21 protein-coding genes are annotated in these 25,173 nt (G+C 56.9%); 11 read left to right on the top strand and 10 right to left on the bottom strand.

Annotation, left to right across the window (positions count from 1 at the left end; genetic code table 11):
* Positions 1-50 precede the first annotated feature (50 nt).
* From ACP7E3_RS17215 to ACP7E3_RS17180, 8 genes are all read right to left on the bottom strand, one after another.
* Complete coding sequence (locus ACP7E3_RS17215; RefSeq protein WP_426123810.1) at positions 51-4,751, bottom strand: glycosyltransferase; 4,701 nt, start codon at positions 4,749-4,751, stop codon at positions 51-53.
* Complete coding sequence (locus tag ACP7E3_RS17210; RefSeq protein WP_104902666.1) at positions 4,744-6,099, bottom strand: ABC transporter ATP-binding protein; 1,356 nt, start codon at positions 6,097-6,099, stop codon at positions 4,744-4,746. Before ACP7E3_RS17210 ends, ACP7E3_RS17215 begins: the two co-directional genes overlap by 8 nt.
* Complete coding sequence (locus tag ACP7E3_RS17205; RefSeq protein WP_104902665.1) at positions 6,089-6,916, bottom strand: ABC transporter permease; 828 nt, start codon at positions 6,914-6,916, stop codon at positions 6,089-6,091. Before ACP7E3_RS17205 ends, ACP7E3_RS17210 begins: the two co-directional genes overlap by 11 nt.
* A complete protein-coding gene (rfbC, locus tag ACP7E3_RS17200) occupies positions 6,916-7,461 on the bottom strand; it encodes a dTDP-4-dehydrorhamnose 3,5-epimerase (RefSeq protein WP_426123807.1) in 546 nt (181 codons plus the stop codon). The genes ACP7E3_RS17205 and rfbC overlap by 1 nt, the downstream gene beginning before the upstream one ends.
* Positions 7,462-7,560: 99 nt before the next feature.
* Positions 7,561-8,448 carry a glucose-1-phosphate thymidylyltransferase RfbA gene (rfbA, locus tag ACP7E3_RS17195; protein WP_426123805.1) on the bottom strand — a complete coding sequence of 296 codons (888 nt, stop codon included), beginning with the start codon at positions 8,446-8,448 and terminating at the stop codon, positions 7,561-7,563.
* Between the two features lie 2 nt (positions 8,449-8,450).
* Entirely contained in the window at positions 8,451-9,347 is an 897-nt protein-coding gene (rfbD, locus tag ACP7E3_RS17190) for a dTDP-4-dehydrorhamnose reductase (RefSeq protein ID WP_198717719.1), read from the bottom strand.
* Positions 9,344-10,414 (bottom strand): dTDP-glucose 4,6-dehydratase, encoded by a 1,071-nt coding sequence (gene rfbB / locus ACP7E3_RS17185; RefSeq protein WP_104902661.1) that lies wholly within the window; start codon positions 10,412-10,414, stop codon positions 9,344-9,346. Before rfbB ends, rfbD begins: the two co-directional genes overlap by 4 nt.
* Positions 10,415-10,418: 4 nt before the next feature.
* Complete coding sequence (locus ACP7E3_RS17180) at positions 10,419-11,393, bottom strand: glycosyltransferase family 2 protein (protein WP_426123802.1); 975 nt, start codon at positions 11,391-11,393, stop codon at positions 10,419-10,421.
* Positions 11,394-11,979: 586 nt separating this feature from the next.
* On the opposite strand from ACP7E3_RS17180, the gene ACP7E3_RS17175 reads away from it, so the two are divergent.
* Complete coding sequence (locus ACP7E3_RS17175) at positions 11,980-13,383, top strand: FAD/NAD(P)-binding protein (protein WP_426123800.1); 1,404 nt, start codon at positions 11,980-11,982, stop codon at positions 13,381-13,383.
* Between the two features lie 60 nt (positions 13,384-13,443).
* Here the strand turns inward: ACP7E3_RS17175 and ACP7E3_RS17170 are convergent, their stop codons facing one another.
* Entirely contained in the window at positions 13,444-14,304 is an 861-nt protein-coding gene (locus tag ACP7E3_RS17170) for a DMT family transporter (RefSeq protein WP_426123798.1), read from the bottom strand.
* Between the two features lie 425 nt (positions 14,305-14,729).
* Between ACP7E3_RS17170 and ACP7E3_RS17165 the strand changes: the two genes are divergently transcribed.
* Both ACP7E3_RS17165 and ACP7E3_RS17160 read left to right on the top strand, forming a co-directional pair.
* Positions 14,730-15,521, top strand: coding sequence for a CPBP family intramembrane glutamic endopeptidase (locus ACP7E3_RS17165; protein WP_046382459.1), 792 nt, complete (start codon positions 14,730-14,732; stop codon positions 15,519-15,521).
* Between the two features lie 73 nt (positions 15,522-15,594).
* Entirely contained in the window at positions 15,595-17,160 is a 1,566-nt protein-coding gene (locus tag ACP7E3_RS17160) for a methyl-accepting chemotaxis protein (RefSeq protein WP_057003829.1), read from the top strand.
* Positions 17,161-17,301: 141 nt separating this feature from the next.
* Here the strand turns inward: ACP7E3_RS17160 and ACP7E3_RS17155 are convergent, their stop codons facing one another.
* Positions 17,302-17,994, bottom strand: coding sequence for an alpha/beta family hydrolase (locus tag ACP7E3_RS17155; protein WP_017845264.1), 693 nt, complete (start codon positions 17,992-17,994; stop codon positions 17,302-17,304).
* A 79-nt stretch (positions 17,995-18,073) separates the two neighbouring features.
* Here ACP7E3_RS17155 and ccoN (ACP7E3_RS17150) point away from each other — a divergent pair, with 79 nt between their 5' ends.
* The 8 genes from ccoN (ACP7E3_RS17150) to ccoP (ACP7E3_RS17115) all read left to right on the top strand — a co-directional run bounded on the left by ccoN (ACP7E3_RS17150) (position 18,074) and on the right by ccoP (ACP7E3_RS17115) (position 24,971).
* Positions 18,074-19,498, top strand: a complete 1,425-nt coding sequence (gene ccoN / locus ACP7E3_RS17150) for a cytochrome-c oxidase, cbb3-type subunit I (RefSeq protein WP_017845263.1) — start codon at positions 18,074-18,076, stop codon at positions 19,496-19,498.
* A gap of 10 nt (positions 19,499-19,508) precedes the next feature.
* A complete protein-coding gene (gene ccoO, locus ACP7E3_RS17145; RefSeq protein ID WP_017845262.1) occupies positions 19,509-20,117 on the top strand; it encodes a cytochrome-c oxidase, cbb3-type subunit II in 609 nt (202 codons plus the stop codon).
* Positions 20,118-20,120: 3 nt separating this feature from the next.
* Positions 20,121-20,327, top strand: coding sequence for a cbb3-type cytochrome oxidase subunit 3 (locus ACP7E3_RS17140; RefSeq protein ID WP_017845261.1), 207 nt, complete (start codon positions 20,121-20,123; stop codon positions 20,325-20,327).
* Positions 20,324-21,271: a cytochrome-c oxidase, cbb3-type subunit III gene (gene ccoP, locus ACP7E3_RS17135; protein WP_057003828.1), complete on the top strand. Its 948-nt coding sequence runs from the start codon at positions 20,324-20,326 to the stop codon at positions 21,269-21,271. The genes ACP7E3_RS17140 and ccoP (ACP7E3_RS17135) overlap by 4 nt, the downstream gene beginning before the upstream one ends.
* Before the next feature lie 483 nt (positions 21,272-21,754).
* On the top strand, positions 21,755-23,197 hold the full coding sequence (gene ccoN / locus ACP7E3_RS17130) for a cytochrome-c oxidase, cbb3-type subunit I (protein ID WP_017845259.1): 1,443 nt from the start codon (positions 21,755-21,757) through the stop codon (positions 23,195-23,197).
* Positions 23,197-23,805, top strand: coding sequence for a cytochrome-c oxidase, cbb3-type subunit II (ccoO, locus tag ACP7E3_RS17125; protein WP_017845258.1), 609 nt, complete (start codon positions 23,197-23,199; stop codon positions 23,803-23,805). The genes ccoN (ACP7E3_RS17130) and ccoO (ACP7E3_RS17125) overlap by 1 nt, the downstream gene beginning before the upstream one ends.
* A gap of 6 nt (positions 23,806-23,811) precedes the next feature.
* A complete protein-coding gene (locus ACP7E3_RS17120; RefSeq protein ID WP_016775513.1) occupies positions 23,812-23,997 on the top strand; it encodes a CcoQ/FixQ family Cbb3-type cytochrome c oxidase assembly chaperone in 186 nt (61 codons plus the stop codon).
* Complete coding sequence (ccoP, locus tag ACP7E3_RS17115) at positions 23,994-24,971, top strand: cytochrome-c oxidase, cbb3-type subunit III (protein ID WP_017845257.1); 978 nt, start codon at positions 23,994-23,996, stop codon at positions 24,969-24,971. The genes ACP7E3_RS17120 and ccoP (ACP7E3_RS17115) overlap by 4 nt, the downstream gene beginning before the upstream one ends.
* The last annotated feature ends 202 nt before the right edge of the window (positions 24,972-25,173 follow it).

The following is a 25,173-nucleotide window of genomic DNA, read 5'->3' as shown; positions in this document are numbered from 1 at the left end:
CATCACTCTTCCCAGCCAAGTTAGTGTCGACCATAGTAGTTGAATTCATCTTATAACTTAACTCTAGGTGGCCAAGCCAAACCGAAGTCTTCATGATCTAACGTCAGGTTCGGGTTATAGGTGTAGTCTTCTTGGATCTTCGGCCAGCGAGCCTGAACATACAGGACTTCATTGGAAAACCTTTCTTTTTTCTCAGGCGTATCTTCCAGGCCCCGTGTAGCCGACTCGTGGTGGTAGAGCTCGGCAAAAGGTGTCCACACGTTGATGTAACCCGCCTCCTGTACTCTCAGGCAGAAGTCAACATCATTGAACGCAATTTTGAGGTTCTCTTCGTCCAGCCCACCCACTTGCTCGAAAATAGACTTCTTGACGATCAGGCACGCCGCAGTGACTGCCGAAAACTCCTGAATCAGCGCGGCCCTGCAGAAGTAGCCGTAGTCGCCTTTTGGCAGGTACTTATGCGAGTGCCCTGCGACACCGCCAACGCCGACCACGACGCCGCCATGCTGCAGGCGATCATCCGGGTACCAAAGGCGTGCCCCGACGGCGCCGATGTTTGGCTGCAGTGCAATAGACACCATCTCATCCAGCCACTCTGGTGTGATGACCTCAATGTCGTTGTTGATCAGTCCGATCAACTCACCGCGAGCCATTCTGACGGCACCATTATTTAAAGCCGAGTAATTGAACGGCCCATCGTCACGCATCACTCGAATATTATCTTGCTGATCGAGTTGGGCGAAATATTCTAGAGAGATGGGATCATCCGATCCGTTATCGATCAAGATAATTTCATAGTTAGTGTAGGTCGTCAGTTGCTGAATACTGTCAATGCACTGTTTTACCAGCGCGCAGGCGTTACGCGTGGGAATAATCAGCGTGACTAACGGCTCCACTGCGGGGCGGGCATAGTGAACCCGGTACATGCCCATCGGCAGCAGTTCGGTACGACCGATATTACCTTTGCGCTGCAGGTGCTCATCCAAGGCCTTGACGCCAGCAAGCGCTGCGTAGGGCTTTTCGTCGCCTGCCATTGCAGTACTGCCCGCGTGAATCCGCCAGTGGTAGAGCACCCGTGGAATATGCACGATTTGACTGCGATTGAGTTTCTCGGAGCAGCGCAAGGCAAGATCGTAGTCTTGAGCGCCTTCAAAGCCCGTGCGAAAACCACCAACCTCTTTCACCAGATCGGAGCGATAAACACCCAAATGGCAAACCATGTTCTGGGAGCGAAACAGAAACTCGTTCCAATCCGACTTAAAGTAAGGCGAACTGCGCTTGCCAGCAGTATCAATCTTGTCCTCGTCAGAATAAATAACACCTACATCCGGGTTGTCATGAATAGCACGGGCAACCCAATACAGAGCGTTCTCCGGCAGAAGGTCATCATTGTCCATCAAGGCAATGTACTGGCCCGACGCTAATATCAGTGCAGAATTGCTGGCGTTGGAGATATGACCATTTTCCTCGCGGAATACTACCTTGATACGCTTGTCTTGAGCCTTGAGTGACTCGAGATAGGTAATCACCTGCGCATCGGTGGAAGCATCATCGGCTATGCACAACTCCCAGTTCTTGTAGAGCTGCGACTGAACGCTCTCGACCGCTTCACGCAACAGGTCCAAAGGCGGATTGTAAACAGGCATGATGATCGAAATCAGCGGATTGGTTTTCCACTTGCGGATCTCTTCACTGATTTTCCAACGGCCGTTATCATCCATGGTGTCGTAATACTCGACCCACCGCGAATAATCGTGGCGGTCGGGCACTTCACGGGTCTCCTGGCCAACAAAGGCAAAGTTACTTGCCCCGGCAACCCAAACTACCCGCGCCTTCAAGCCTGCAGCGCCTTGTTGGCGCCACACCGCGATCGCCTTGCGTGCTGTACTGCGTAGTCCACCACCTCGACGGATCACCGCTGGCAATAACCGCCATACCCTTTTAACTTGGCTAACGCGCCTTAAAAGATTGCGAAAGGGCGCGGTCGCCTTCCAGCTGGATGATGACTGCATGGCAATAATGTGCAAATTCAAGTTATGGATATGCGTGTCTTTCTGAATCTGCTGCAACCGCAATTGCTCTTCGAGGTTGCAGATGTGAGCATCCTTATCCTTCAAAGACCCTTGCCATTTGGCCAACGTATTTTGCAACTCTTCATCTTTAAGAGCTACCTGGTGATGCAGCGTCTCGATAATCTGTAGCCGCTCCACTTCTGAATGTGCATGTTCGAGCGCCGTAGAAGCGATGAATTCTTCGATCTGTGAGTCTTTTTCGCCCAGCGCAAGATTGTATTGCTCAGTCAGGAGCTGAAGGGCTACCTTATGCTCCTCACTGAGAAGCTGAATGGAGACTTTGGTCTCTTCACTCAATAGACGAAGTTGCTCAACGACCGCCTGAACCTCTCTGTCTTTTTCTCGAGTAGTTTGAGCGATTACCTCGGTATAATTTGAAGTAATAGATGTCTTCAACAGCCCAAGCACGTCATTGATTTGTCGATTAGAGTCGACAATCAGATCAAGCTTGCTATTTGAGTCAAGAATCTGGTCAAGTTTACTGCTTGAGTCCAGAATTAGATCGAGCTTGTTTTGCAGTTCGAAATTAGGATTTGTCAGTTCAGATTGATTCAGCACATTAATCTCTTGAGCAAGCTGCTCTTCCGTGAGTAAAGTAAGACTTACTTCCAGCTCAAGCAGGTCTATGCCACTGAGCGCTTCACCAGCTAAAGGAATCGCTAAACTCGGATCATCACTCAGCGCCAGATAAAGCGTATTGCGACCAACTTGGGGAATTCGCACGGCGGATGCAATGACAAGCGGATGACTAATGTCATCCTGCCACTCCATAACCGTTTCGCCGCTAGAGTACACCTTGATGGTATGAATGGAAAAGCTTTGACGTCGGTTGATCGGGTCAAACCGCAACTGCACACCAGGTGGCAAGCCAGGAGGGAGGGTAAACCGGATCAGTTGACGCCCATCATCGACCACTTGGAGCAACGAAGACTCTTCTGAAAAGTGACCAGCTGTATCACTCACATAGAGTTTTGCGTGCTTGGAGGGCGGGTACACAGCTCCCAGTTTGTGAATAATTGCTTCGGGTGACCAGTTGAGAAACTGATTTGCGTCGGCACCGGTAACCCGCTCTTGAAAGGCAGCTTCGGTAGCGATATAGCGTGTGATGTCCTCAGCGCTTATATCCATATCTGCGCTTGCTAACAGCTGCGTCACGAACTCCTGACGACTGATCGTAGAAGCACTGGGGTAGAAGGGATTCGCAGCGGCCATCAGCAAAAGTAGTGCCCGCATCATCAAATAGCCGAGTTCAACCCCCTCATCCATCTCCCACTCGATATCAATAAACTGCGGCTTATTGCGCTCATCGATTACGATGTTTTGCGGGACGGCATCAATATAACGGCCGGGAAGCAGAGACTTGGCTGAAGAAAGTTTTACGTCAGAGCCCTCTTCATCCAGTAGTATTTGCAGACAAGCCAGATACTTCTGTAAAAAGGGGGTAAACCCTTGCACGCTCCAGTCGCGGCGCGCAGCAACATCTAGGAACTCAAGGCTGAGCACGCTGCCTTTCGCGTAGGCGTCCACGCGGGGAAGCACATATTTGAAGCCGTCGTCGAGGTTCGCTTGCGCCTCATCGCCTATTAGATTACCCAGCTTTCTATAGTGGACCTGAATACCCTGCGGCGTTTTAACAAACAATGACTCCTTACAGTAGCGAGTCTTTCTACCCGTGCTGTAATGGTAGGCAAGCACGTCAGTGTCGAAAGGTTCGCTGTTTTCGGAAGACGCCACGACCAAGAAAGAGTTGGCTAGGTCCATGCCCAGACTATTGTCGATGACAACGGACCAAGCCTTCTCGAGGTTGAAAGTGGTCAGCTCTGGAAGCTGTGGGTCTTTCTTGACGTTCTGCCACGCCAAGGCAGAGGCATCGAAATCGTCGCATCCGAAGCCACTCTCAGTAATGATCGAGTTGGGTAGTTTATAATCCGGACTCGGCGCCAGAAAACTCGAAGCGGTAAACCCGGCTCGGGTGACAAGGTCCTTGAGCTCCTTCTTACCATAGGTTTTGGGCTGCCCATGTTCGTATCGGCCTTCGATGCCATACATTGTAATGCCGACATGGTCTTCAGGCGCACCCGCAAAATACTTGAGCCCCAACTGGTTTTCGATGGCGATGAAAAGATGCCCATCAGGCTTGAGCAATTGACGAACGCGCATCAGCATCGCCAAGGCGGGATCTTCCGCATTACTGAACATGCTTGCGTACTCGAGTACGCCAATAAGCGTGATGACATCGAATTGCTCATCGACCTTGAAATCGTCGAATCGCTCAGCCAGAACAGTTACGTTATCCAGTTCACGCGTGCGGCTCGCAGCTATTCCCGCCCGTCGAGGGCTGCCTTCCAGGCATAGAAGGTCTGCTCCGCATTCGCCGAGATAACGACTGATAGCGCCGCAGCCGGCACCGATTTCCAACACGCGAGACTTGAACAAGTGCTCAAACGGACGAAGGATATTAGCGCGTGTGGCGCTTAGGTGATAAAGCTTTGCCCAGTCGGTGCAGTACTGCGGAAGCTCATCTGACAAGACAGACACGTCTTTGGCGTTATGAATTATACCTGCGAGTTCAGCTTCGGAGCTATCACCATCACTGTAGGCAATACCCTGAAAATCAGAGCGCACCCACACATTTGTTTCACCATCCTTGGTATAACCATATTGATCGAGTTTAAACATTTGGGTCTACCGGATCGATTGTCATAGCAGCGGCAAGGTCAATCAGCCCCAACAACTTGGGAGTGGGTTCGACAACCAAATGAATGGAGTCATAACGCCTATCATGGGGAATGATGTCTTCGCCCTCTCTAGAGGCGATCCCTAAGGAAATAAAATAATCACCAGTAGCTAGTCTGTTTACGAACTTCACGCTGGCGATGGCCACGTTCCCAGACTCTCCCATGGATCGGGTTTCGGTACACTCCAACAAATAGGAGTTCGTGCCGTAGACCGTTACACCTTCCTTGGTTTTAATGGTGAATCCGAGAATTGGGTTAATCACTGGACGGTTAAACTTAAATGACACACCGAGTACAACTTCCTCACCCGACTCTATGCTCGCCGGAAACTCACGTCCGTTCGCACTCAAATGAAAATCCATTAACGTAGCAGCCCCATCCCCCCAACGATATTCATGTGGGTTATAGCCGATACGTGATGCATAAACATCGCTTTCCAGAGACAAGTGTAGAGTTTTCTCGATTAGCGCCACGGGCTCTGCGGTCACCGCCGCAGGGTTCGAAGGCTCATCAGCACTGGTATTACGACCAAACAAAATGTCGGTGTAGCGATTGATCACCGGGCGTGACTCTCCGATCATTTCAACCCGGCTTTGTTCCAATAGAATTGCGCGCGAGCAGTGCGTCACTACTTGCTCGCTGGAATGGGTCACTAGCAGGATACTAGTTCCGTTCTCTTTAAGCTGGCGCAGACGCTCGAAGCATTTGGCTTGAAATCGGGCATCACCTACCGAGAGCGCTTCATCCACAACAAGAATCTCAGGATCGACTTGTGCCTGGACTGCAAACGCAAGCCTGACCGCCATACCACTAGAATAGGCCTTCACCGGCTGATCGAGAAATTCTCCGATGTCCGCAAAACTGGCAATAGCATCAAAGCGATCGTTCACCTCATTACGCGTCAGGCCCAGAACCGCTGCGTTCAGGTAGACGTTTTCACGCCCAGTAAACTCAGGGTTGAAGCCTGAGCCCAACTCGAGCAATGCAGCGATACGCCCACGCGTTTCAATTTCGCCCATCGTCGGCGTCAACGTGCCACAAATGATCTGCAGCAGTGTGGACTTGCCTGATCCATTGCGACCTACGACACCTACCGTTTCGCCTTTTTTGACTTCAAAACTGATGTCACGCAGGGCCCAGAACTCTTTGCCATAGGTGGTGACTTGATCGCCCGCCCACCGCTGGAAACGCGGCACGATAGCTTGTTTCAGGCGATCACGAGGTTTGTCATAGGTGTAAAAACATTTGGAGACATTCCGAACGCTGATTACCGATTGATCAGATGACATCAGCGAACCCTTTACGTGTCTTTTGAAAGAACCAGAAGCCAATTGAAGCAATAAGTACCCCAATGACGATAGCCACACCTAGACTGCCCCAATGCGGGAGGTGGCCGAATAGCAGGACACTTCGACTTTCCTCAATTATGTAAGTCAGCGGATTGAGTTTTAGCCATGGCTTATAAACTTCAGGCAGCGCTGCTACCGGATAAAGCACAGGAGAAAGAAACAACAAGACGGTGGTAAGGACCGTAATCACGTGACCTACATCTCGCAGATAAACACCCAGCGAGGCCAACAACCAGCTTATTCCTAGGGTCGCTAGTATCAGTGGCACCAGGATCAAAGGAAACAGGAGTGCCGTCCAATAGAGTTGGCCGGTGATCAAGAACTGGGCGGCCAGTAATACGATCAGACTGATACAGCTATGGAACAGTGCAGAACCCAGGGTAATGACCGGCAAAATCTCCAACGGGAAGACTACTTTTTTTACATAGTTACTGTTGGTCATCACCAGAGAAGGTGCACGGTTAGCGCATTCAGCAAACAACCCATGAACGATCATGCCCACAAACAACAGGATCGCGAAACCACCTTTACCGGTATCAACACCGACCCAGCGAGATTTGAAAATCTCAGAGAACACGAAGGTATAAACCGCAAGCATCAGGATCGGGTTAAAAAATGACCATGTCAGCCCCATGACCGAACCGCGGTAGCGTCCGATCACTTCGCGCTTAGTCATTTGTGAGATCAACGAACGATTTTTCCAGAGGCTGGCCACCATGCTGACCGGCCCAGCTGAAGGTTTCAGGTGCGGGTCCACTATTCAAACACCTCAGCGTTAACAAAACGCGGGGCATTTGCATCTTTGGCGGACAGGGTGGGTGAATCGAAAAACGGCCAATCGATTGCGACGTCGGAATCGTTCCACGCCAGGCTCCGTTCGTGCTCAGGAGCCCAGTAGTCCGTGGTTTTGTAGAGAAATTCAGCACTCTCTGAAAGCACCACAAAGCCATGTGCGAACCCTTCTGGAATCCAGAGTTGAGACCTATTGCTGGCGCTAAGATGCGCCCCCACCCACTTGCCAAAGGTGGCAGAGCTTTTGCGCAGATCGACGGCTACGTCAAACACCTCGCCATGGGTGACCCGTACCAGCTTTCCCTGGGGCTGTTTGATCTGATAGTGCAAACCGCGAAGTACACCCTTTGCCGATTTGGAATGGTTGTCCTGGACGAAATTAACGGACTTTCCGACAGCCGCCTCGAACACCTTCTGATTGAAGCTTTCATAGAAAAAGCCCCGCTCATCCCCGAAAACTTTCGGCTCAAACAGAAAAACGTCCCGGATGACAAGTGGGGTAGCTCTCATCTTTAAAATATCTCCAAAGTGTAGCCAGCGCTGGTTTTTCGGCGCTGCTGGTCAAAAAGTGATTTCAAGGCAACTACAAAAAAAAGCTTGGCGAACGCCCTATAAAAAAATCTTTTCGTGCAGGAGGCGCTTCAGATATTGACCGTAACCATTCTTGGAGAGTGGCGCCGCGAGTTTTTCCAGCTCCTCAGCATCAATCCACTTCTGCCGGAACGCAATCTCTTCAGGGCAGGCCACTTTAAGCCCTTGGCGGTGCTCAAGTGTGGCAATGAAGTGACTGGCCTCAAGTAACGATTCATGGGTGCCGGTATCCAACCAGGCGTAACCGCGACCCATGATTTCCACAGAGAGCTTGCCTCGCTCCATATAAATACGGTTTAGGTCAGTAATTTCCAGCTCGCCACGAGGTGAAGGCTTGATGCCCTTGGCAATCTCGACCACATCTTGGTCATAGAAATAGAGCCCCGTTACCGCATAGTTGGACTTGGGCTGAAGCGGTTTCTCTTCCAGGCTGATTGCCTTACCCTGGTCGTCAAACTCGACGACACCGTAACGCTCCGGATCATTCACGTGATAAGCAAAAACACTGGCGCCATCTTGGCGATGCATGGCGCTGTTGAGCAGCTCATTGAAATGATGACCATGATAGATATTGTCGCCCAGCACCAGTGCTGACAGATCGTTGCCGATAAAATCCTCACCAATGATAAAAGCTTGGGCCAGACCATCCGGGGAGGCCTGCACTGCATAAGAAATACTCAACCCCCACTTGCTACCATCGCCTAACAATTGCTCAAAGCGAGGCGTGTCCTGCGGCGTCGAGATGATCAATATGTCGCGAATACCCGCCAGCATCAGCGTGGTCAGCGGGTAGTAGATCATCGGCTTGTCGTAAACCGGCAGCAATTGCTTGGAGATTGCCAAGGTTGCAGGGTGCAGGCGTGTGCCTGAACCACCGGCCAAAATGATTCCTTTACGTTTAAGCATGTTCATTTCTCTAGAATTTCTATAAGCATCCGTGCCACACCGTCCTGCCATTCAGGCAGGCGCAATGAGAAGGCATTCTGCAGTTTTTGAGTGTCGAGTCGGGAATTGCCAGGGCGTTTGGCCGGCGTCGGGTAAGCCGCGGTGGTGATCGCGCCCACGTTGGCCGGTTCGACCTTGAGCTGCACCCCCGCCGCTTGCGCCTGTTCGAGCACGAAGCGGGCATAGCGGTGCCAGGTGGTCTCGCCCGCTGCGGCGAGGTGATACACCCCGCTCAACTGCGGGTTTGAGCCCATGGTGCGGATCGCGTGAGCGGTGACGTCGGCCAGCAGGTCCGCCCCGGTGGGCGCGCCGAACTGGTCGTCAATCACGTTCAGGCTGTCTCGCTCGATGGCTAGGCGCAGCATGGTCTTGGCGAAGTTGTTACCGCGCGCTGCGTAGACCCAGCTGGTACGGAAGACCAGATGTGCACAACCACTGGCCTGAATGGCCTGCTCGCCTTGCAGCTTGGTCGTACCGTAGACGCTCAGCGGCCCTACCGGGTCGCTTTCCAGCCAAGGGGTGTCGCCGGTGCCGGCGAACACGTAGTCGGTGGAATAGTGCACCAGCAGGGCATTCAGCTTCAGCGCCTCGGCGGCCAGTACCGCCGGGGCTTCTGCGTTGACACGCAGGGCCTGGGCAGGCTCGCTTTCGGCTTTGTCGACGGCGGTGTAGGCGGCAGCGTTGACGATGACGTCAGGCGCAAACCGCTGCACGGTCGCGGCCAGCCCCTGCAGGTCGTTCAGGTCGCCGCAGTAGTCCTGGCTTTTCGAGTCGAGCGCAAGCACTTGGCCCAAAGGGGCCAAGCTGCGTTGAAGCTCCCATCCCACCTGGCCATTTTTGCCAAGTAGAAGGATCCTCATGCCGAACGCTCGGCGTAGTTTTTTTCTACCCATTCGCGGTACGAACCCGATTGGATATTGCTCACCCAATCTTGGTTGTCCAGGTACCACTCCACGGTTTTGCGAATACCGGTCTCGAAGGTCTCAGCCGGCTTCCAACCCAACTCACGCTCCAGTTTGCGCGCGTCGATGGCATAACGGCGGTCATGGCCAGGGCGGTCCGTCACGTAAGCAATCTGATCGCTGTAAGGCTTGCCATTCGCTTGAGGGCGCAACTCATCGAGCAAGGCGCAAACGGTGTGAACGATGTCCAGGTTTGGCTTTTCGTTCCAGCCGCCCACGTTATAGACCTCGCCCACAGTGCCCGCTTCCAGTACTCGGCGGATGGCGCTGCAGTGATCTTTTACGTACAGCCAGTCACGAATTTGCTGACCGTCGCCGTACACTGGTAGCGCTTTGCCTGCCAGTGCGTTGACGATCATCAACGGAATCAGTTTTTCCGGGAAATGGAACGGCCCATAGTTGTTCGAGCAATTGGTCGTCAGTACCGGCAAGCCATAGGTATGGTGATAGGCACGAACCAAGTGGTCGCTTGCAGCCTTGCTCGCCGAGTAAGGGCTGTTAGGCTCGTACTGGTGAGTTTCGGTGAACGCTGCATCATCTTTGGCCAGGGAGCCATAGACTTCGTCGGTCGAAACATGCAGGAAGCGGAAGGACTGCTGTGCATCGGCATCCAGGCCTTTCCAGTAGGCACGTACCGCCTCCAGCAAACGGAAGGTACCGACGACGTTAGTCTCGATGAAGTCTTCCGGGCCGTGAATGGAGCGGTCAACGTGCGACTCGGCAGCAAAGTTCAGGATAGCGCGCGGCTTGTGCTCAGCGAGCAAGCGCTGCACCAGCTGGCTATCGGCGATATCGCCCTGTACGAATACATGGCGCTTGTCACCCTCCAGCGAGCTGAGGTTCTCCAGGTTGCCGGCATACGTCAGCTTGTCCAGATTAATGACCGGCTCATCCGCCTGGGCTACCCAGTCCAATACAAAGTTTGCACCGATAAAGCCAGCACCGCCGGTTACTAAGATAGTCATTGAGTCAGATCTTTTTCAGTAGTGTTGCAAAAATTAGCCCGAGGTTCCCCATCAGTGTCTGCCGGTATAAACCGGCCGACCGAAACCCCAGCACTCGTCTAAATAACGTTTGACTCCGCGCACATTTAAAACGCGCAAGAGTCGTTCGATGCTCTTCGCAAAGACGATGCTGCATGGCTTCGAGTGCGCGAATATTCAGTTCGTTCCACTCGTAAAAACGTCCTTGAAAGATCATCCGTAGCCGAACCAGGCGAGCTGCCCAGCTGGAGTTGCTGCCAATCAGATTTTCATCATGCTGGCGGTACTGCATTCTAGGCTCGGGATCATAGTGAACGATGCCTCCCGCCCCCGTGACAAGCTGATACGCCCACCAATCGTGAGAAGGCACTACTACGTCCGCACCCGCCTCCACAATCAGCTTGCGAGCAGCCTGGTTAAAAACCATCGTATTGCCGCCCGCGATACTCTGAACCAACGCGTTAGAGAAATGCGGAGGCCGGGAGAAAAGCGGTGAAAAACCAAGCGCCCCCCCCGAGTCGCCTACCAACTGCGTGCGACCACAGTAGAGTGCAGGCACATCCGAAGGCTGGCTCTGCAACCAATCAACCGCCACCTGCAGCTTTTCATCATTCCAAATATCGTCTTGATCGCACCACGCAAAATAATCAGCCTGGATATCGGTCCGACAAGTCAGCGAGAGGAAATTGGCGACGAAGCCTTTTTGAGGGCCCGATACCACGCTTAGCCGGTGACTGCCCCAACGACTACAGTATTGCTGAAAAATCGCCAACGAGCTGTCTTTGGAACCATCGTCCGAAATGACTAACGTCCAGTCACGATGCATCTGCCGCTCAATAGAGTCGAGCTGTTCCGCAAGAAACGTCTCACCATTGTACGAACACATCAAAATCGCGACTTTTGCAACGCAAACGTCGTTAGGTAGAGCATTGGAAAGGCTGCGCGATACGAAAATAGACACAATATCCCTTGGGAGCGCACTACATATCCTGCTGGGAGGTAGGATATAGGCCGACAATAAGGTGGAAATTATTACAGTATTAGTTTGTAAGGGCAATCTTACTTGTGACCGGCGGTCAACCACCGGGAGCCCGTCACGCGCCCTACGATGAGGCATTGCACCTCTAGCCCGCAGCTCCTTGCCTGAGCCTCCAGATCGTATCAAGCCCCGCTTCCAAAACCGTGGCGCGCCGATGCTCCCGCGCTAGCAGCGCTTCGACCGAATGAATAGGAGCAATCTTACAAACAACCACCCGAAAAACCTCTTCCGCCCGCCCCCCCCAGAGGTCGGTAAACGCCGCGAAAGGCATGACTCATATTCAGTTATGATGCGTCGAAAACTCCAACCCCGAGTGCCGACTGATCTATATCAACGAACGCGGAATCGCCGAAGCTGCGCACTGGATGAGCAACTCGATCCACTTCATTATCAAGTTCACGACAAACCTTCGGCAAACTCTACAAAACATTTACCGACCCTCATTCAGAAAGCGCAACAAGACGACTTTGTCAAATGAAATATGAGCGGTGTTGAAACTGGAGCTGGAATGAATACCAAGACCATCGCGATTATCGGCGCAGGCTTCTGCGGCTCGACGCTGGCAGTGCAGTTGTTACGCCACCCGCCGGTCACCCCTCTAAAAATTCTGTTGATCAACCGGCCGGGCAGTATGGCCCGAGGTATCGCTTACAGCACCCAAGCGCCCGCGCATGTACTCAATGTCCCGGCAGGCAGAATGAATGCTCTGGCCGGCGAAGACGACAGCTTTTACGAGTATGTAAAACGCAACAACGCCACCGCTACCCCAGGCTCCTTTGTAGAGCGGCGCCTCTACGGTGACTATTTGGAAGCGTTGCTTCAACACGCGTCACGCAACGCAACACCGGGCTGCGAGTTGCACGAAGTGATTGGGGAAGTGGTCAAGATAATCCCCCAGCCAAATGCCGCTGGCGCACTTCTCTTGATGGATAACGGGGAACACTTTCGGGCCGACAGTATTGTTTTAAGCATTGGCAGTTGCGCACGCCAGGCGCCTTCGATTGCACCCGAATATCGGCAGTTCTACGAGAACCCGGGCTACGTGCATGACCCATGGCAACCGGGCGCACTCGACAGTATTGGCGCAAACGACCCGGTCTTCCTGATAGGCAGCGGGCTGACAATGCTCGACGTCGTACTTGATTTGCGTGACCGGGGACACACCGGCACTATCCAGGCCGTTTCGCGCCGGGGCCTGCTCCCGCAGCCTCACCGCGAATTGAACGCGCACCCCGCCTACGATGAAGGGCTGGCACAGCACATGTTGACCGATTGCACGGTGCGCCACTATGTACGTGCCGTCCGTGACGCGGTTCGCCAGCACGTGCAAACCGGCGGAGACTGGCGCGACATCATTGGTGGCCTGAGGTCCGCTACCCAGCAGCTGTGGCATGCATTGCCGCTTGATGAACGCCGGCGATTCCTGCGACATGTACGCCCTTACTGGGATGCCCATCGCCATCGTTGCGCTCCACAACCAGGCGCGCGCATGCACACCGAGCTTGCCCGCGGCACACTGAAGCTGGCGGCCGGACGCATCGTCGGCTACACGTCCAACCCTCACAATGTGAGCGTTGCTGTACGCCGACGTGGCGCCAGCACCGTGGAACAGTTGGAGGTCAAAGCGGTGATAAATTGCACGACGCCAGCACTGGACCTGCGCCAATTGGACGACCCGTTGCTCAAGTCCCTGCGCGCAGATGGCCTGTTGGTACCTGATGCACTTGGGACAGGCATGGACATCGCACCGTCGGGCGCACTGCTCAATTGCAATGCAGTGCCCTCAGACTGGTTGTATTACGTCGGCCCTTTCCTCCAGGCCCGGGACTGGGAAGCCACCGCAGTACCTGAACTGCGTGAATACGTGCAACGCTTGGCGCTCGAGCTGAACACTGCACTTACCCAGCACTGAATCACACATCGACGGACGCCCGCTTTAGAGGGCGCCCGTCAGCGCTGACTCAGTGATCATTCAACCTTTACGAAACACAAACCCCAACCCAACAACGATCAACCCCATCCCCAGCAGGCTCAACCACGCGAGCCGATTGCCGAAGATCAGGTAATCCATCACCGCCGTCACCGCCGGCACCAGGTAGAACAGGCTGGTGACATTGACCAGGTTGCCGCGGGCGATCAGGCGGTACAGCAACAGCGTCGCCAGCAGCGACACCACCAGGCCCATCCACAGCACCGGCAGGTAAAAACTGGCGGTGTGTTCGAAGTGGAACGGCTGGAACGGCACGAACACCGAGCACAACACCAACCCGGCCAGGTATTGCACGGGCAGCGTGCCCAACGGGTTATCGGTGATGCGCTTCTGCATGATCGAGCCGAAGGTCATGCTTGCCAGGGCCAGCAAACCGAACAACATCCCGGCCAGGGACATCCGCGACAACCCGATGCCCTGGTACACCACCATGATCAAGCCGGCCAACCCCAGGCCCAGGCCGAACATCCGGCGCCAGGAACGCTGGCGCTCCATCAGCACCACGGTCAGGATCGGCTGCACGCCCATGATGGTCGCCATCATCCCCGGCGTGACGTTGAGGTCCAGGGCCAGCAGATAGAAAATCTGGTACGCCCCCAACAACACCAGCCCCGTCGCCGCCGCATACCACAGCGGCTTGCCGGGTTGTGGCAGTTTCAGTTTGAGGATCGGTACCAGCATCACCAGCCCCGCCAGGGCGATGGCAAAACGGATCAGCAAAAAGGCAAAGGGCGACGCATGGGCCAGGCCCAACTTGGAGAAAATCGCCCCGCTGCTCCACAGTAATACGAACAGGCTCGTCGAGGCCGCCGCGACCACAGATTGTTTTGACATAACAGACATGGTTACCACCTGTAATCAGGCAAAAAAGCCGATTCAGCCAAGCAAGGCTGAAACTCAGTAGGTTTTTTTCAGGCGGGCATAGGGCAACAGCAATCAGCTGATCAGCCCGAAATGCCAACACCCGGCGGTGATACGACTGCGTACACCGGCGTGCTACTGACAGGTGGGGGGTAGTGGCTGATCTGCGCAGGCTGCAGGTTCCCGCACGGCACGACCACAGCGCTGGACGCTGAATCGACTACCGCTATGCACAGGAATGCAGGCATGGGCTGATCTTTTGAGGAGGTGAAGACGCGGCGACTATAACCAACCGCCGACATATTTTGCAATCGCTCCGACAGCGCCCTTTTCGCGTGACGGCATTTTCATTTTGGCGCCGGAACCCACTCGCTATACTACCGAGCAGTTTTTTCCAAGGATGTCACATGAGCGCATTGCCCTGGGTGTATCTCGTCCTCCTGTCCATCGGCTATGCACTGGCGTTGCTCTACGGCCAACTGGGTGTGCTCGCGGCCATCTCCGTGGCGCTGTTGTTGATCGCCGGGTATGCGGTACGCCAACAACGTACCCCGTGGGCGCGCTACGTCGGCCACGGGTTGTTCATCGTCTTGGCCTTGGGCCTGGCGATGCACTGGCTACCGGGGTTCTACAACGGGCGCGGTATCGCCCCCCAGCGTTTCAGCGCCGATGCCGTGCCCTTCTCGATGTACCTCAACCAAGACAAACCACTGATCGGTTTCTGGCTGCTGCTGGCCTGCCCGTGGATTGTGGCGCGGCGTTCATTGCGCCTGTCGATCTGCGTCACCGCCCTGGCGCTGGCGCTGACGGCCATCGCAGCCCTGGGCGGCGCGGCGTTGCTGGGGATCATCAGTTGGGCGCCGAAGTGGCCGGAGCAGGCGTGGCTGTGGGTGCTGAATAACCTGTTGCTGGTGACGCTGGTGGAAGAAGCGCTGTTTCGCGGCTACATTCAGGGCGGCCTGAGCCAGCGCCTCAAACACTTGCCCTACGGCGAAAACCTCGCATTGCTGCTGGCCTCGCTGCTGTTCGGCCTGGCGCACCTGAGCGCGGGCTGGCAGTGGGTGCTGCTGGCCAGCATCGCCGGGGCCGGTTATGGCCTTGCTTATCGTTTTGGCGGCCTGGGTGCGGCGATTGCCACGCATTTCGGCCTGAATTTGCTGCATTTCGGACTGTTTTCCTACCCAATGCTCGCCGGCTGATTATTACGAAAATAAGTTAAATAAATGATCGCCACCGCCGATACCCCTTGAAAGCCTTGCGGATTGAATAACCATGCGTAATAACCAGCCCGTTACCCAGCGCGAACGTACCTTCCCCGCTCAGCAACGGTTGATCTCCACCACAGATGCCAAGGGTGTCATCACTTATTGCAACGACGCTTTCGTCGAAATCAGTGGTTTCTCCCGCGACGAATTGGTGCGTGCCCCGCATAACCTGGTACGCCACCCGGACGTTCCGGCGGCTGTGTTCGCACACATGTGGTCCACGCTCAAGCAAGGCTTGCCATGGATGGGCATCGTCAAGAACCGCTGCAAGAGCGGCGATCACTACTGGGTCAACGCCTATGTGACGCCGGTGTTCGATGGCAACCAGGTGGTCGGCTATGAATCGGTGCGTATCAAGCCCACCGCCGAGCAGGTCCGCCGGGCCGAAGCGCTCTACCACCGCATCAATCAGGGCAAGTCCGCCATTCCTCGGCGGGACAAGTGGCTGCCGGTGCTGCAGGACTGGCTGCCGTTTATTCTGGTCAGCCAATTGAGCTTCATGATTGGCGCATCGCTCAATTCCCACTGGGGCTTTGCCCTCGCGGCAGGGTTGTCGGTGCCGCTGGGCCTGCTGGGCCTGAGCTGGCAACAGCGCGGCCTCAAGCGTTTGCTGCGCCTGGCCGAACAGACCACCTCCGACCCGCTGATCGCGCAGATGTATACCGACAGCCGTGGCGCCCAGGCGCGACTGGAAATGTCGATCCTCAGCCAAGAGGCACGTCTGAAGACCTGTCTCACGCGCTTGCAGGACACCGCCGAACACCTCAACGAGCAGGCCGCGCAGTCCAACACCCTGGCGCACAACAGCTCCAGCGGCCTGGAACGCCAGCGTGTGGAAACCGAACAAGTGGCTACCGCGGTCAACCAGATGGCGGCGACCACCCAGGAAGTCGCCAGCCATGTGCAGCGCACGGCCGATGCCACCCAGGAAGCCAATCGCCTGACCGGGCGCGGCCGCGATATCGCCGGGGAAACCCGCGAGGCGATTCAGCGGCTGTCGGCCGCGGTTGGCGAGACCGGCGTGACGGTCACCCAACTGGCCAAGGACAGCGATGAAATCGGCGGCGTGGTCGACGTGATCAAAGGCATCGCCGACCAGACCAACCTGCTGGCCTTGAACGCCGCGATCGAAGCGGCACGTGCCGGTGAGATGGGCCGTGGTTTTGCGGTGGTCGCCGATGAAGTCCGCCAATTGGCGCAGCGTACCGCTGAATCGACCGGGCAGATCCATACCCTGATCGCCAAGCTGCAGCAGACCGCCGCCGCTGCCGTACAAACCATGGACGCCGGGCATCGCCAGGCCGAAGAAGGCGTGGCGCGGGTGATGGAAGCGGACCAGGCACTGGTGGGCATCAGCGAAGCGGTGGCCAACATCACTGACATGACCACCCAGATCGCCGCCGCCACGGAAGAGCAAAGCTCGGTGGCCGAAGAGATCAGCCGCAATATCAGCACCATCGCGCTGTTGGCGGACCAGACCTCGGAACAGGCATTGAACTCGGCGCAGTTGAGTGAAGAGCTTACTGTTACCGCCAATACTCAGTATTCGCTGGTAGAGCGTTTTAACCGTTAAACCGCTATCGGGGGCAAGCCCCCTCCCACATTTAACCGCGTACATACCTTGGAATGCAGTCGAATGTGGGAGAGGGCTTGTTTCCTCCCACATTTAACCGCGTACACCTCATGTGGGAGGGGGCTTGCCCCCGATAGCGCTCTAACAGGCGCCGATAAACTGAGCCACTCGCACCGCCGCCGCCTCCAAATGCTGCTCATGGCTGAACCCTGAAGCCTTCAACGGTTTCAAATCATGATCCCCCGCCGCCAGCCACAGCACCTCAATGCTCGGTGACAAGTCATATCCCTGCACCGCGGCTCGATTACCCAAGGCATCGCGTTCGCCCTGCACAATCAATGTCGGCGTGTTCAACCCGGCCAAATGCGCGACTCGCGGCTTTTCCGGCTTGCCCACCGCATAGAACGGATAGCCCAGGCACACCAAGGCATCGGCCTCCAATTCATCGGCGAGCAAACTGGCCATGCGCCCGCCCATGGACTTGCCACCAATGGCCAGTTTCCCAGCGGCATGGCGTCGCACCTCGGCATACACCTCGCGCCAGCTTTCCAGCAGTTTCGGCGCCGGGTTGGGCGGGCGTTTGCCCCCGTCCAACCGGCGCTGGGCCATGTAGGGAAACTCAAAGCGCACCACATTGACGCCATGCCTGGCAAGGCGCGCAGCCATGTCGTTCATGAAAGATGAGTCCATCGGTGCGCCGGCGCCGTGGGCCAGGATCAGCGTCACAGGCGTATGCGCTGACGCACCCGAGGCGATATCCCACAGCCAGCCATGCTCCTGCACACACCGTGCCCATTGATCCCCGTCAATACTGGCCTTGTGCTCTTTGCCCATGCTTACCTCGCTTTTTAGTCTGCCTATAACTCCAGCCCAAGTGTCGCATTTGCTTGGGTTGAACCGTGGATGGGGAACCATGAACACTACTTTAAGTACCGCCTATAACTACAAGGTGGTCCGCCAATTCGCGATTATGACGGTGGTGTGGGGCATCGTCGGCATGGGGCTCGGGGTTTTTCTCGCGGCTCAATTGGTGTGGCCTGCACTCAACTTTGACTTGCCTTGGACCAGCTTCGGCCGCTTGCGCCCGCTGCACACCAACGCGGTGATCTTCGCCTTCGGGGGTTGTGCGCTGTTTGCCAGCTCCTTCTACTCGGTGCAGCGCACCTGCCAAACCCAGCTGTTCGCGCCGAAAGTCGCGCAGTTCTGCTTTTGGGGCTGGCAACTGGTCATTGTCCTGGCAGCGATCACCTTGCCACTGGGTTACACCAGTTCCAAGGAATACGCCGAGCTGGAATGGCCGATCGACATCCTGATCACTATCGTCTGGGTGGCTTATGCCATTGTGTTCTTCGGCACTGTGGCCAAGCGCAATACCAAGCACATCTATGTCGGTAACTGGTTCTTCGGTGCGTTCATCATCACCGTGGCAATCTTGCATATCGTCAACAACCTGGAAATCCCGGTCAGCCTGACCAAGTCCTACTCGCTGTACGGCGGTGCGACGGATGCCATGGTGCAGTGGTGGTATGGGCATAACGCAGTAGGTTTCTTCCTGACTGCCGGTTTCCTCGGGATGATGTACTACTTCGTACCCAAGCAAGCCGAACGTCCGGTGTATTCCTATCGCCTGTCCATCGTCCACTTCTGGGCGCTGATCACCCTGTACATCTGGGCCGGTCCGCACCACCTGCACTACACCGCGTTGCCGGACTGGGCACAGTCGTTGGGCATGGTGATGTCCCTGGTGCTGCTGGCACCAAGCTGGGGCGGCATGATCAACGGCATGATGACCCTCTCGGGCGCCTGGCATAAGCTGCGCAGCGACCCGATCCTGCGCTTCCTGGTCGTCTCGCTGGCGTTCTACGGCATGTCGACGTTCGAAGGGCCGATGATGGCCATCAAGACCGTCAACTCGCTGTCGCACTACACCGACTGGACCATCGGCCACGTACACGCCGGCGCGCTCGGCTGGGTGGCGATGATCTCCATCGGCGCGCTGTATCACATGATCCCGAAAGTCTTCGGCCGCGAGCAGATGTACAGCGTCGGCCTGATCAACGCGCACTTCTGGCTGGCCACCATCGGCACCGTGCTCTACATCGCCTCGATGTGGGTCAACGGCATCGCCCAGGGCCTGATGTGGCGTGCGATCAACGAAGACGGCACCTTGACCTACTCCTTCGTCGAAACCCTGGTGGCCAGCCACCCTGGCTTCGTCGTGCGACTGGTGGGCGGTGCGGTGTTCCTCAGCGGCATGTTGCTGATGGCTTACAACACATGGCGCACCGTGCGCTCGGCACAACCTGTCGAAGCCACCCCTGCCGCGCAGACGGCCTGAGGAGTCAGTGATGAAACACGAAACGATTGAAAAGAACGTCGGCCTGCTGATGCTGCTGATGGTGCTTGCCGTGAGCATCGGCGGCCTGACCCAGATCGTCCCGCTGTTCTTCCAGGACGTGACCAACAAACCGGTGGAAGGCATGAAGCCCTACACCGCGCTGCAACTGGAAGGCCGCGACATCTACATCCGCGAAGGTTGCGTACAGTGCCACTCGCAGATGATCCGTCCGTTCCGTGCCGAGACCGAGCGCTACGGGCACTACTCGGTTGCGGGCGAAAGCGTCTGGGATCACCCGTTCCTGTGGGGCTCCAAGCGTACCGGGCCAGACCTGGCGCGCGTCGGCGCACGCTACTCGGACGACTGGCACCGCGCGCACTTGTACAACCCGCGCAACGTAGTGCCTGAGTCGAAAATGCCGGCCTACCCATGGCTGGTGACGGCACCGCTCGACAGCAGCCACACCGAAGCCAAGCTCAAAGTGATGCGTACCCTCGGCGTGCCCTACACCGACGACGACATCAACGGCGCAGTGGCCAGCCTCAAGGGCAAGACCGAGATCGACGCGCTGGTTTCGTACCTGCAAGTCCTCGGCACCGCCATCAAGAGCAAGAGGTGAGCCATGGGATTTGAATTCGATGCGGGCACCATCCGCGGCCTCGGCACGCTAGTCGTCGCCATCGCCTTTATCGGCCTCTCGCTGTGGGTATTCAACAACCGACGCAATGCGGAATTCGAGCAGGCACGCCTGCTGCCGTTTGCCGACGAACCCACCGCCACCCCATCCGACGCTCAAGAAGCGCCTGCAACAAGGAGCAATCGGCCATGACTACCTTCTGGAGTACATGGATCTGCGTACTGACCATCGGCAGCCTGATCGGCCTGACCTGGCTGCTGTTCGGCACCCGCAAGGGCGAGACCAAGGGCAGTGTCGACCAGACCATGGGCCACGCCTTCGACGGCATTGAGGAATACGACAACCCGCTGCCTCAGTGGTGGTTCATGCTGTTCGCCGGCACCCTGCTGTTCGCCGTCGGCTACTTGATCCTCTACCCGGGCCTGGGCAACTGGAAAGGCGTCCTGCCGGGCTATGAAGGCGGCTGGACCTCGACCAAGGAATGGGACAAGGAAATGGCCAAGGCCGACGCCAAGTTCGGGCCGATCTTCGCCAAATTCTCGGCCATGCCAGTGGAAGAAGTCGCTAAAGACCCACAAGCGCTGAAAATGGGCGGGCGCCTGTTCGCCTCCAACTGCGCGGTGTGCCACGGCTCGGATGCCAAGGGCGCGTATGGCTTCCCGAACCTGGCGGACAATAACTGGCGCTGGGGCGGTTCCGCCGAGGCGATCAAGACCACCATCATGGGCGGTCGCCACGCGGCGATGCCGGCCTGGGGCGAAGTGCTGGGCGAAGACGGTGTGAAAAACGTCGCAGCCTATGTGCGTCACGACCTGGCCAAGTTGCCATTGCCCGCCGACAGCGGTGCCGACCTGGTCGCCGGCCAAGCCACGTTCAACACCACCTGCGTGGCCTGCCACGGTCCGCAAGGCCACGGCACCGAAGCCATGGGCGCGCCGAACCTGACCGAGCCAAGCGGCTTTATCTACGGCACCAGCCTGGCGCAGTTGCAGCAAACCATTCGCCACGGCCGTCAAGGCCAGATGCCGGCGCAGGAAGTGCTGCAAGGCAATGACAAGGTTCACCTGCTGGCCGCTTATGTTTACAGCCTCTCCCACAACGCTGACGGCGCAACGCCGCAACGCCAGGCAGAGTAACGCTCCACCCCTGAACTGCCGCCCCTGATCCGGGGGCGGTAGCTCAACCCTCCTACGCGACCAAGTGTCGCACCCTTCCAAAGCACTGCTTTCCCCTCCTGCCATTCGGGTCTACGCTTGTCTGCACAGCGGATCGGTACAGACCGGTCGACGGTCGACTTGCACGCGCTGGGTTGCATACTTCTGCAGGGATGACAGGCGCAAAGGCTGGCAGCGACCGGCTGTCGTGCCACTGACCGTTCATCGCTTCAGCAGCGTGTCGACACACAGCGAGTCACCCGCCGACGCGTCACGCAAAAATTCCTGTCCGATCGATCAGTTTTTGATTTCGGATTTTGTCCTTACATCAAACATGGAAAGGGCGCAGAATCTGGCGTGGCACGCATTGACACAGGTCACCCTTGCGTTGCAATGGCACCTCGGTTTCTACATACTTGCGACCGATTTTTACCTATAAAAAAACCTAAACCGTGGAACCTTAGAATGAGCACAGCAATCAGTCCGACTGCTTATAACTATAAGGTAGTCCGCCAGTTCGCCATCATGACGGTGGTCTGGGGGATCCTTGGCATGGGGCTCGGGGTCTTCATCGCCTCGCAACTGGTCTGGCCGGAATTGAATTTCGGCCTGCCATGGACGACCTTCGGCCGCCTACGCCCGCTGCACACTAACCTGGTGATTTTCGCCTTCGGCGGATGTGCATTATTTGCCACCTCCTACTATGTCGTGCAGCGAACCTGCCAGACGCGACTGATTTCCGACGGCCTCGCCGCCTTCACCTTCTGGGGATGGCAAGCCGTGATCGTCGGGGCCGGCATCTCGTTGCCGCTGGGCTACACCACCACCAAGGAATACGCCGAGCTGGAATGGCCCATCGCCATTTTGCTCGCGATTGTCTGGGTGATCTACGCGGTGGTGTTCTTCGGCACCATCGCCAAGCGCAAGACCAAGCACATCTATGTGGGTAACTGGTTCTACGGTGCCTTCATCCTGGTGACGGCGATGCTGCACATCGTCAACCATGCGTCGTTGCCGGTCACCCTGTTCAAGTCCTATTCGGCCTACGCCGGAGCGACGGATGCGATGATCCAGTGGTGGTACGGCCACAACGCCGTGGGGTTCTTCCTCACCACCGGTTTCCTGGGGATGATGTACTACTTCGTGCCGAAACAGGCCGAACGTCCCATCTACTCTTACCGTCTGTCCATCGTCCACTTCTGGGCGCTGATCACCCTGTACATCTGGGCCGGTCCGCACCACCTGCACTACACCGCGCTGCCGGATTGGGCACAGTCGTTGGGCATGGCGATGTCGATCATCCTGCTGGCGCCAAGTTGGGGCGGCATGATCAACGGCATGATGACCCTCTCGGGCGCCTGGCATAAGCTGCGCACCGACCCGATCCTGCGCTTCCTGGTGGTTTCGCTGGCGTTCTACGGCATGTCGACCTTCGAAGGGCCGATGATGGCGATCAAGACCGTCAACTCGCTGTCGCACTACACCGACTGGACCATCGGCCACGTACACGCCGGTGCGCTCGGCTGGGTAGCGATGATCTCCATCGGCGCGCTGTACCACATGATCCCGAAAATCTTCGGCCGTGCGCAGATGCACAGCGTCGGGTTGATCAACACGCACTTCTGGCTGGCCACCATCGGCACCGTGCTCTACATCGCCTCGATGTGGGTCAACGGCATTACCCAAGGCCTGATGTGGCGTGCGATCAACGATGACGGCACCCTCACCTACTCCTTCGTCGAAGCGCTGCAAGCCAGCCACCCGGGCTACATCGTCCGTGCCCTGGGCGGCGCGTTCTTTGCCTCCGGCATGCTGTTCATGGCCTACAACGTCTGGCGCACCGTGCGTGCCTCCGACCCTGCTGAAGCCGAAGCCGCCGCCAAGATCGCCGTTGTGGGAGCCCACTGATGAAGCACGAAGTAGTCGAGAAGAATATCGGCCTGCTGGCCTTCTTCATGGTCATCGCCGTGAGTATCGGCGGCCTGACCCAGATCGTTCCGCTGTTCTTCCAGGACGTGACCAACAAGCCGGTCGAAGGCATGAAACCGCGTACCGCCCTTGAACTGGAAGGCCGCGACATCTACATCGCCAACGGCTGTGTCGGCTGCCACTCGCAGATGATCCGTCCGTTCCGCGCCGAAACCGAACGTTATGGCCACTACTCCGTGGCCGGTGAAAGCGTGTGGGACCACCCGTTCCTGTGGGGTTCCAAGCGTACCGGGCCGGACCTGGCCCGTGTCGGCGGACGCTACTCCGATGACTGGCAACGCGCGCACTTGTACAACCCGCGCAACGTTGTGCCTGAGTCGAAAATGCCGGCGTACCCGTTCCTCGTGGAAAACAAGCTCGACGGCAAGGACACCGCGAAGAAGATGGAAGTCTTGCGCACCCTGGGCGTGCCCTACACCGACGAAGACATCGCCGGTGCAGCCGCAGCCGTGAAGGGCAAGACCGAAATGGACGCATTGGTGGCCTACCTGCAAGGCCTTGGCACCATCATCAAAAGCAAACGGTGATTCTTCATGGATATCGGGATGATTCGTGGCCTGGGCACCGTTGTCGTGATGGTGGCCTTTATCGGCCTGGCGCTGTGGGTGTTCAGCCCCAAGCGCAAGTCGGAGTTTGACGACGCAACCATGCTGCCCTTTGCGGATGACCCCGAAGCCATCAAGCACGTCGAGCAAGCTTCTAGGAGTAACAAAGAATGACTACGTTCTGGAGTCTGTACGTCACAGTCCTCAGTCTGGGTACCATTTTCGCCCTGACCTGGCTGCTGCTGTCGACCCGCAAGGGCCAGCGCGCCGAGCAAACGGACGAGACTGTCGGCCACTCGTTCGACGGTATCGAGGAGTACGACAACCCACTGCCGAAATGGTGGTTCATGCTGTTCGTCGGCACCATCGTCTTCGCCCTCGGCTACCTGGTGCTATACCCCGGCCTGGGCAATTGGAAAGGCCTGCTGCCGGGCTACAACTACCTCGACAACGACAAGCAGACCGCCTTCGCCAACGGCCAGACCGGCTGGACCGGCGTGCATGAGTGGGAAAAGGAAATGGCCAGGTCGGACGCCAAGTTCGGGCCGATCTTCGCCAAATTCGCCGCGATGCCGATTGAGGAGGTTGCCAAAGACCCGCAGGCCCTGAAGATGGGCGGCCGTCTGTTCGCGTCCAACTGCTCGGTATGCCACGGTTCGGACGCCAAGGGTGCCTACGGCTTCCCTAACCTGACCGACGCCGACTGGCGCTGGGGCGGCGAGCCCGCGACCATCAAGGAAACCATCATGAAAGGCCGCCACGCGGTGATGCCGGCCTGGGCCGAAGTCATCGGCGAACAGGGCGTGGCCGACGTGGCGGGCTTCGTGGTGACCAACCTCGACGGCCGCAAACTGCCGGAAGGCGCCAAGGCCGATGTGGCCAACGGCGGGAAACTCTTCGCCGCCAACTGCGTGGCCTGCCACGGCCCGGCCGGTAAAGGCACACCCGCCATGGGCGCACCCGACCTGACTCACCCGGGCGCGTTCATCTACGGTTCAAGCTTCGCCCAACTGCAGCAGACCATCCGTTACGGCCGCCAGGGCCAGATGCCTGCACAGGAATTACTGCAAGGGAACGACAAGGTGCATTTGCTGGCCGCATATGTTTACAGCTTGTCCCATGGGGATAAGAAGGCTCAAGAGCAGTAAGCTTCATCAGAAACACAAAAGCCCCGTACAGTACAAACTGGCGGGGCTTTTTTCTGGCAGCTATATGGGCCAATGAAATCGATGCGTTGATCGCCGCTACTGCTCTGGTTCATGGGTTAACCCATGGGACGAATAACCGCTCCACGCGCAAAAACCGTCCATACTTCACAAGTCAATTGATCCACGTCACCTACACCATCAA

It is taken from the genome of Pseudomonas sp. PSPC2-3 (assembly GCF_049898265.1).
GTDB lineage: Bacteria > Pseudomonadota > Gammaproteobacteria > Pseudomonadales > Pseudomonadaceae > Aquipseudomonas > Aquipseudomonas veronii.
Note: the sequence above shows the minus strand (reverse complement) of the source record. Positions and strands in the feature narration are given on the sequence as shown.